Annotated in this window: 6 protein-coding genes; 1 reads left to right on the top strand and 5 read right to left on the bottom strand. The window is 65.6% G+C overall.

Annotated elements, in window-relative coordinates:
- On the top strand, positions 1–1,615 hold a 1,615-nt coding region (locus ACU0BR_RS13555; protein ID WP_446157367.1), incomplete at its 5' end, for a penicillin acylase family protein.
- Between the two features lie 55 nt (positions 1,616–1,670).
- Here the strand turns inward: ACU0BR_RS13555 and ACU0BR_RS13550 are convergent.
- The 5 genes from ACU0BR_RS13550 to trkA all read right to left on the bottom strand — a co-directional run bounded on the left by ACU0BR_RS13550 (position 1,671) and on the right by trkA (position 6,707).
- Positions 1,671–2,069, bottom strand: a complete 399-nt coding sequence (locus tag ACU0BR_RS13550; protein ID WP_446157366.1) for a DUF2177 family protein — start codon at positions 2,067–2,069, stop codon at positions 1,671–1,673.
- Between the two features lie 77 nt (positions 2,070–2,146).
- Entirely contained in the window at positions 2,147–3,433 is a 1,287-nt protein-coding gene (gene hflX, locus ACU0BR_RS13545; RefSeq protein WP_446157365.1) for a GTPase HflX, read from the bottom strand.
- Positions 3,430–3,663, bottom strand: a complete 234-nt coding sequence (gene hfq / locus ACU0BR_RS13540) for an RNA chaperone Hfq (protein WP_446157364.1) — start codon at positions 3,661–3,663, stop codon at positions 3,430–3,432. Before hfq ends, hflX begins: the two co-directional genes overlap by 4 nt.
- Before the next feature lie 148 nt (positions 3,664–3,811).
- A complete protein-coding gene (locus ACU0BR_RS13535) occupies positions 3,812–5,323 on the bottom strand; it encodes a TrkH family potassium uptake protein (RefSeq protein WP_446157363.1) in 1,512 nt (503 codons plus the stop codon).
- A gap of 1 nt (position 5,324) precedes the next feature.
- Positions 5,325–6,707 (bottom strand): Trk system potassium transporter TrkA, encoded by a 1,383-nt coding sequence (trkA, locus tag ACU0BR_RS13530; RefSeq protein ID WP_446157362.1) that lies wholly within the window; start codon positions 6,705–6,707, stop codon positions 5,325–5,327.
- Positions 6,708–6,900: the final 193 nt, after the last annotated feature.

The raw sequence follows: 6,900 nt of genomic DNA, 5'->3' as shown, positions 1-6,900 counted from the left end.
GCATCTGTCGCTGACCGCGCCGTCGATCTGGTATCTCGCCCGGCTGGAGCTGCGTTCGGGCGGGGTGATCGGCGCCACCATTCCGGGCGGCCCGGCGGTGCTGTCGGGCCGCAACAGCAGCCTGGGCTGGGGGATCACATCATCCTATGCCGACGATCAGGATCTGTTCATCGAGCAGCTCAACCCCGACAATTCGCAGGAATACCGCACCCCCGACGGGTTCAAGCGCTTCGAGACGCGCCGCTCGGTCATCCGCATCAAGGGCGAGGCGCCCGTCACCGCGACCCTGCGCTGGACCGACAATGGCCCCGTGCTGCCGGGCAGCCAGTACAACATCGGCGACATCACCCCGCCCGGCAGCGTCGCCGCGCTGTCCTGGACGGCGCTGTCGGACAAGGACACTTCGGTCGGCGGGTTCCTGCGGCTGATGCAGGCGCGTTCGGTCGGCCAGGGCATCGCGGCGGGGGCCGATGTGATCGCGCCCAGCCAGAACCTGGTGCTGGCCGATACCACCGGCATCGCCATGCAGACCATCGGCCGCCTGCCCCGGCGCAACCCCGATCACCAGAGCCAAGGCCGCCTGCCCAGCCCCGGCTGGGTGCCGGAAAACCGCTGGGACGGGATGCTGCCCTATGCCACCAACCCCAGTTTCCGCAATCCGCCGGGCGGCATCGTGGGCAATACCAACAACAAGATGATCGACCGCCCCTTTCCGATGAACGTCAGCTTCGACTGGGGCGACACGCAGCGCATCCAGCGCTGGCGCAAGCTGATGCAGGGGCGCGAGGTCCATACCCGCGAAAGCTTCATCGAGGCGCAGCTCGATACCGTCAGCACCACGGCGCGCAGCATCCTGCCGCTGATCGGGCGCAACCTGTGGTTCGAGGACGACGCCGCGCCCGAGGGCACGGTGGAACGCCGCCGTCAGCGCGCGCTCAAGCTGTTGGCGAAATGGAACGGCGAGATGAACGAACATCTGCCGGAACCGCTGATCTATGCCGCCTGGATGCGCCAGTTGCAGATGCGGCTGATCCGCGATGAGCTGGGCAGCCTGGCGCAGGCCCTCGCCCGCCCCGATCCGCTGTTTCTGGAGCGCGTGTTCCGCGATGTGGACGGCGCGGCCGTTTGGTGCGACGTGGCGCAATCCACGCCGGTCGAGGATTGCACCGAAATCGCGCGGGAGGCCTTGGACGCCGCGCTGCTGGAACTCGTCGAAAGCTACGGCGAGACAATCGAAAGCTGGCGCTGGGGCGACGCGCATCAGGCGCAGCAGGATCATGCCGTCCTGGGGCAGATCCCGGTGCTGTCGTGGTTCGTGAACATCCGCCAGTCCACCAGCGGCGGCAACAACACGCTGCGGCGGGGCGCGATGTCGGAACGCGGCGCGACCCCCTACGCCAACGTCCATGCCGCCGGCTATCGCGGTGTCTACGATCTGGCCGATCCAGACAGTTCGGTTTTCATCATCTCGACGGGGCAATCGGGCCACCCGCTGTCGCGCCACTACGACGACCTGGGGGAACTGTGGCGGCGTGGCGAATATATCCCGATGTCGCTCGACCCCGAACTTGCGCGCGCGGCCCCGGTGGGCATCACCAAGCTGATCCCGCGATAACGGGCGCGAACGGTCGGAGGGGCGCGCGCAAACGCGCGGGCGGGTGGGCGAGCGCCTAGCTCAGCGCGCGCGCGACCAGCACGCCGGCCGCTGCCGAAAACCCGGTCAGCAGCGCGCCCCAGCCCAGATCGAGTGCGACCATCGACGGGCTCCAGTCGCGCAGGGTGGCGAAATTGGTGAACTCATAGGTGCCATAGGCCAACGCGCCGAACAGGGCGCCGGTCACAAACAGCGCGGGAATGGTGCCCTCGCGCATCGCGGGCCATGAGACGAAGTAGATCAGCCCCGCGATATAGAAAAGATAAAAGACCGCCGCCGCGCCCAAGCGGGGGCGGTCGCGCAACATGTCGTCGATATGGGCCTCGAAGAGCGGGCGGATCAGGAATCGCAGCCCGATGAAATCCAGCGCGAGGAAAATCGCGGCCGTGGCGAGGTAGAGAATGATCAGGGTCATCATGGGCTTTCCCGAAGTGTCACCTCTATACGCGCGACACCTCGGTGCGGTTCACCGCAATCCGACGAAAAGCCGGATCAGAGCTTGGAAAAGCGTGCTTTCTGCCGTTCGGTCCAGCTGACGGTCAGGATCACGCCGTCCTCGGTCTGGCTTTCGTCCGTCACCACGTCCTGCTCGAAGAGCCAGGCGCGGGCGCGTCCCTGCGCATGGCCGAGCACCAGCCGCTCCTGAAGACGCGGCGGGTCCAGCGCATCGGTGATCGTGTCGAACAGCGCCTCCATCCCCTCGCCGGTCAGCGCGGAAAGGGCGATGATGTCGGGTTCGCGTTCCGCGGTGGTAGCGCGCGCGGATTTCGCCGCGTCGTCCAGCCGGTCGAGCTTGTTCCAGACCTCGAGCCTGCGCGCGGCCTCGTCCACCCCCATTTCGGTGAGGATATCATGCACGTCCTTGGACTGCTCCTCCGATTCGGGGTGAGAAATGTCGCGCACATGCACGATCAGATCGGCATCCAGGACCTCCTCCAGCGTGGCGCGGAACGCGGCGACCAGCTGCGTCGGCAGATCGGAGATGAAGCCCACCGTGTCGGACAGGATGACCTTCAGCCCGCCGGGCAGCTCCACCGCGCGCATGGTCGGGTCGAGGGTGGCGAACAGCATGTCCTCGGCCGTGACCGACGCGCCGGTCATCCGGTTGAACAGCGTCGACTTGCCCGCGTTGGTGTAGCCCACCAGCGCGACCACGGGGTACGGGATCTTCTTGCGTGCGGCGCGGTGCAATTCCCGTGTCTTGACCACCTTGGACAATTGCCGCCGGAGCTTTGTGACCGCCTCGTCGATGGCACGGCGGTCGGCCTCGATCTGCGTCTCGCCGGGGCCGCCGACAAAGCCCAGCCCGCCGCGCTGCCGCTCCAGGTGGGTCCATGCGCGCACCAGCCGCGTGCGCTGATAGCTCAGCGCGGCCATTTCCACCTGAAGCACACCCTCGCGCGTGCGGGCCCGATCGGAAAAGATCTCGAGGATCAGGCCGGTCCGGTCGAGAATCTTGACTTTCCACCGCTTTTCCAGATTTCGTTGCTGAACCGGCGTCACCGGCCCGTCGATCAGCACCAGATCGACCTCATGGTCCTCGAACTTGCGCCGCAATTCCTCGATCTTGCCGGTGCCGAACAAAAGGCCCGGGTTGACCTTGGGCAGCGGCACGACATCGGCCCCGACCATGTCGAGACCCGGCAGCGCGTCGCCCAGCGACACGGCCTCTTCCAGCGCATGGGACGCGCCCCGGCGCTTGTGCCGGTCGGCTTTCAGTTCGGGATGCAGCACCCACGCCCGCGTGGCAGGGGTGCTCGTGTCAAACGATTCGATCAATCGTCACCATCGTAAAGGTTGATCGGCTGCGACGGCATGATGGTGGAAATCGCGTGCTTGTAGACCAGCTGCGACTGTCCGTCGCGGCGCAGAAGAACACAGAAATTGTCGAACCAGGTAATCACGCCCTGCAATTTGACGCCATTGATCAGGAAGATCGTGACCGGAACCTTGGTTTTGCGAACATGATTAAGGAATGCGTCTTGAAGATTCTGCTTATCGGCAGCCATTTCTTATTGCCTTTTTTTATTCTTGCCGCCCTCCCGGCAGCTCACTGTCGAGGCGAGTATGTCGCGCCTCCTCAGCGGTTTCCAGCCCAAATTTCGCCATTTTTATCAACTGAGGCGCGAAAATCCCACAGGCTGCGGGCGCGCGCCCTCAATTGCGCCAGAAATCGGGATTGAGCAGCGCCACGATGGCCAGGGTTTCCAGCCGACCCATGATCATCGCGATCATCAGCACGTACTTCGCGCTGTCGGCCAGATTGGCGTAGGAGATCGGGTCCTCCACGGCGATCTGGGCAATGGGGCCGGTCGTCGACAGCGCCGCCACCGCCAGCGTCATCGCGGTCTCGAACGACAGGCCCGACAGGGCCAGCGCCGTCATCACCGCCGCCACCGACAGCGCGAAGAGCATGAAGAACACCCAGGCGATATAGGCGCCCTGCCGCCGGATATGGCGCGCCGCGATCCCCGCGCCGCCCACTGACGAGGGGTGGACGAGCTTTTCCATCTCGCGCATGCCGTGTTTGTAGAGCGCATAGACGCGCATCAGCTTGACCCCGCCCGCCGTGGTCGCCACGCCGCCGCCGGTCAGCGCCAGACCCAGCAGGATCAGCCCCGGGGTCTGCAACCCGGACCAGTAGCGCGCCTGATTCCAGTCGGCCGATTCGAACCCGGTCGTGGTGAGAAACGAGAAGACGGTGAAAACCGATCCCCAGAGCGAGCGCAGCGCCTCGGCGTTGATTTCCATGGCGTCGAATTCGATCGCCCCGAGCCAGTGGCGCAGGAACAGCCCCCCCGGCACCAGAATGCCCAGGGCCAGCGCGAAACGCAGTTCGCGGTCCTCGCTCAGCCGGACCAGGCCGCGGCGCGTCATCTCGAAGGAAAAGGATTGCCGCGAGATGGCGAAGACCAGGAAGAGCAACACCATCGCTTCGGCGGCAAAGCCCACCTGCCCCAGCCCGCTGGTCGGCAGTATCCCAGAGGTCGACATCGTCGCCATCGCGATCATCACCGCCGGAAAGGCCTCCATGTCGGTCAGCAGCAGCGCGATCCACAGCGCCGTCGTGAGCGAGACGTATATCGGAAACAGCGTGCGCGAGAACCGCACCAGCCGCTCGGACGGATCGGCGATGCGGTTGATCTGGCGCAGCTCGGTCGTGTGGCCCGCCTGGCGGTAGGACGTCACCTCGAACCCGCCCAGGTTCATCGGCGCCAGGATCGCGATGGCCATCAGCCACATCAGAAAACCGCCCATCCATCCGGTCAGGCCGCGCCACAGATGCACCGCGTCGGGCACCAGATCGGGGTTGACGAAGATCGTGGCGCCGGTTGTCGTCAGCGATGAGACCATTTCAAAATAGACGTTGAGAAACCGCATATTGGGCACGATTTCCATCACCGGCACCGCCAGCATCAGCGGCATGATGACGAAAGCGCCCAGCAGCGCCAGCAAATGGCTGCGCGCCGCGCTGGCGGGACGGTAGTTCGCCGTGGCGAGCGCGGTCAGCCCGGTCAGGAACAGCGCCATGATCGAGGTGTAGAAGAAGACCCGCGCCGAGTGGTAATCGCCGCTCGACAGCCCCAGCGCTGCCGGAATCAGCATCGCCACCGCCGCTATTCCCGACAACAGGACCAGCAGCGGCAGATTGCGGATCAGCGCGATCATGTCAGAAGAAGTCGACCGAGACCTGAAGCAGCCGTTCCACCTCGGGCACGTCTTCGGTCAGCGAAAAGATCGCGATCACGTCGCCTTCCTCGATCTTGGTGTCGGCGCGCGGCCTGATGACCTTGTCGCCCTTCTGGATCGCGCCGACCAGCACTCCTTCGGGAAAGCTGATGTCGCGGATGTACTGTCCCGAAATCGGCGAGGTTGATAGCACCTGCGCCTCGATCACCTCCGCCTCGGCGTCGCCGATGGAATAGATCGCACGCACCCGGCCGTGCCGGATGTATTTCAGGATCGACGACACCGTGGTCGAACGCGGGTTGATGTAGGCGTCGATGTTCATCGGTTCCAGCAGCGGCACCAGCGTCGGATCGTTCAGCAGGCAGATCGCCATGTGACAGCCCGCGGCCTTGGCGCGGACGGCCGCCAGCAGGTTGGTCTTGTCGTCGTCGGTCACCGCGAGAACCGCGTCGGCGCGGTCGATGTTGGCCTCGTTCAGCAGCTCGCTGTCCAGCCCGTCGCCGTGCAGCACGATGGTCCGTTCCAGCGCGTCGGCGGCGCGCTCCGCGGTGGCGCGGTCACGCTCGATCACCTTGGCGCGCACGCGATTGCGGCTGTTGGCGGCTTCCAGCGCGCGGGCCACGGCAAGGCCCACGTTGCCGCCGCCGATGATGACCACGCGTTCCTGCTTGCGGTTGGTCTTGCCGAAGATCTCAAGCGTGCGCCCGACGTCCTCGGTATGGCAGAACAGATAGACCTGGTCGCCGGGGAACAGCTGATCGCCCGGCTGCGGCGCGAAGAGGTTGCCGCCGCGCCTGATGCCCACGACGATCGTGCGCAGCGTCGAGAAGAGTTCCGACAGCTGCTTGAGCGGCGTGTTGATCACCGGGCAGCTTTCTTCCAGTGCGATGCCCAAAAGCTGCGCGCGGCCACCCAGAAAGCTTTCCGTGTCGAAGGCGACGGGCGCGGCCAGGCGGCGCATCGCGGCCTCGGCCACTTCGCGCTCGGGGCTGATCACCACGTCGATGGGCATGTGATCGCGGCGGTAAAGGTCGGAATAGATTGCCGTCAGATAGCTTTGCGACCGCAGCCGCGCGATCTTGCGGGGCACGGAAAACACCGAATGCGCCACCTGGCAGGTGACCATGTTCACCTCGTCGCTGTAGGTGGCGGCAATGATCATGTCCGCGTCGCGCGCGCCCGCGCGGTCCAGCACATCGGGATAGGAGGCGAAGCCCGTGATCCCCTGCACGTCCAGCGTATCGGTGGCGCGATTGACCAGATCGGGGTTGTTGTCGACGACGGTGACGTCGTTCTTTTCGCCCGACAGGTGCCGGGCGATCTGCCAGCCGACCTGACCCGCGCCGCAGATGATGACCTTCATGCGATAGCCCCGATAGCTCTCAACAGACAAACCCCCGAACGCGGCGCCGCAGGCCGTCGGGGTGCGCCGAAGCCATGGCAGAAGGCCGCGCAGAGGTCAATCGACCGGCGCCCGGCGCGCCGTCCGCAGATCTCCGCCGGACGGACCATGCGCGGCCCGTGCGCCTCCTTGTTCGCGCCCCCGTTCGCGCTCT

Source organism: Brevirhabdus sp. (genome assembly GCF_052826345.1).
This window is presented reverse-complemented; position numbering and strand designations above follow the sequence as displayed.